Source organism: Pseudomonas sp. SDO5591_S426 (assembly GCF_054070755.1).
The window spans coordinates 1-2152 of record NZ_JBSVXD010000374.1 but is presented as its reverse complement, the minus strand read 5'-3'; the positions used below and the strand labels follow the sequence as shown (position 1 = coordinate 2152).

The 2152-nt window shown below is 61.9% G+C and carries 2 protein-coding genes; both read right to left on the bottom strand.

Annotation, left to right across the window (positions count from 1 at the left end):
- Positions 1 to 106: 106 nt before the first annotated feature.
- On the bottom strand, positions 107 to 910 hold the full coding sequence (gene hutG / locus ACW9JC_RS30080; RefSeq protein ID WP_448106024.1) for an N-formylglutamate deformylase: 804 nt from the start codon (positions 908 to 910) through the stop codon (positions 107 to 109).
- A gap of 10 nt (positions 911 to 920) precedes the next feature.
- Positions 921 to 2126 (bottom strand): imidazolonepropionase, encoded by a 1206-nt coding sequence (hutI, locus tag ACW9JC_RS30075; protein WP_457459597.1) that lies wholly within the window; start codon positions 2124 to 2126, stop codon positions 921 to 923.
- Positions 2127 to 2152 lie beyond the last annotated feature (26 nt).

The following is a 2152-nucleotide window of genomic DNA, read 5'->3' as shown; positions in this document are numbered from 1 at the left end:
CTGCCACCGTGGCGCATTGACGCCTCGGCTTGGGCGAGTCCATCCAATTACAGGGAAACGCGAATCCCCCCTGTAGGAGCTGCCAAAGGCTGCGATCTTTTGATCTTCAGCTCTTGTAGTGCTGTTGGCCCCAAGCCAACAACCCTTGCAGCAACTCCTTCAACACCACCCTCGTCGGCTCCGCCAGATCCGGCCGATAGCGGAACGGCTCAAACTCTTCCATATACGTGCACTGCCCCAACTCCAGTTGCACGGCATGGATGTTCTCGGCCGGATTACCGTAGTGCCGGGTGATGTGGCCGCCCTTGAAGCGCCCGTTCAGCACATGGCTGTAATCCGGATGGCCGGCACAAATCGCTTCCAGTTGAGTGGCAAGCTGTGGATCGCAACTGGCGCCGTTGAAGGTGCCGAGGTTGAAGTCCGGCAGCTTGCCGTCGAACAGATGCGGAATGATCGAGCGGATCGAGTGCGCATCGAACAGCAGCGCATAGCCGAACTCGGCCTTGAGGCGCGCCAGTTCGTTTTGCAGGGTGCTGTGATAAGGCGTCCAGACCTTTTCCAGATACGTCGCGCGTTCTTCTTTCGAAGGCTCCAGCCCTTCTCGGAACAACGGAATACCGTCAAACAATGTCGCCGGATACAGGCCGGTGGTGGCGCCAACGTACAGCGGTTTGTCGTCAGACGGACGATTCAGGTCGATGACAAACCGCGAGTACTCGGCGGCCAGGGTGCTGGCGCCCAGTTCGGCAGCGAAGTCGTAAAGCTGCGGGATGTGCCAGTCGGTGTCCGGCAGGCTTTTCGCGTCGGGGATCAGCCCGGCTTCGACCGCAGGCGTCAGGCGCACACCGGCGTGGGGCATGCTGATCAGCAGCGGCACGCGGCCTTGTTTGAAGTTCAGAACCTTGTCCACAACAGATCTCCTACAGACTCGTTTCGACGCCGTGGCGCACGACGCGTTTTTCCAGGTCGCCGCCCAGCCAGTAACACAGGTCGGCCGGACGATCGATTTGCCAGGCGACGAAGTCCGCAAACTTGCCCGCCTCAAGCGAACCGTGGGTGTCGGCCATGCCCAAAGCAGTAGCGGCATGAATCGTTGCGCCCGCCAGGCTTTCTTCCGGGGTCATGCGGAAACAGGTGCAAGCCATGTTCAGCATCAAGCGCAACGACAGCGCTGGCGAGGTGCCGGGGTTGAGGTCGCTGGCGATGGCGATTTTCACGCCGTGTTTGCGCAGGGCATCCATCGGCGGCAATTGGGTTTCGCGCAGGAAGTAGAAAGCGCCGGGCAACAGCACGGCGACGGTGCCGGATTCGGCGATGGCAATGGCGTCGTCTTCGGTCATGAATTCCAGGTGATCGGCGGACAACGCGTGGTAACGCGCCGCCAGACTCGAACCGTGCAACGACGACAATTGCTCGGCGTGCAGCTTCACCGGCAAGCCCAGTTCCTGAGCGGTGATGAAGACGCGCTCGACCTGAGCAGGCGAGAACGCCAGGTATTCACAGAATGCATCCACTGCGTCCACCAGTCCTTCGGCAGCGAGCGCCGGGAGCATGTCGGTGCAGATGTGATCGATGTAGTCATCGGCGCGATCCTTGTACTCCGGCGGCAAGGCGTGAGCCGCCAGACAAGTGCTGCGCACGCTGACCGGCAGTTCGGCGCCGAGGCGGCGGGCCACGCGCAGCATCTTGCGTTCGTTGGCCAGGTCCAGACCGTAGCCAGACTTGATCTCGATGCTGGTGACGCCATCGCGCATCAGGCTTTTCAGGCGCTTGGCGGCGCTTGCGAACAACTCGTCTTCGCTGGCGGCGCGGGTGGCGCGTACGGTGCTGGCGATGCCGCCGCCGGCAGCGGCAATTTCCGCGTAGCTGACGCCTTGCAGACGCTGTTCGAATTCACCGCTGCGGTTACCGCCGAACACCGTGTGGGTGTGGCAGTCGATCAGGCCCGGCGTGACCCAGGCCCCGTTCAAATCATTGACCGCCGGGTACTCGCCCGCCGGCAGTTCAGCGCGCGGGCCGATCCACTCTATGAGCGCACCGGACGTCACGATGGCCGCATCCTCGATGATCGAGTAGACGCCTTGCGCCATGGTTGCGACGTGGCAGTGTTGCCAGAGGGTTTTCATCCCTTAGTCTCCACAATGATCGTTCC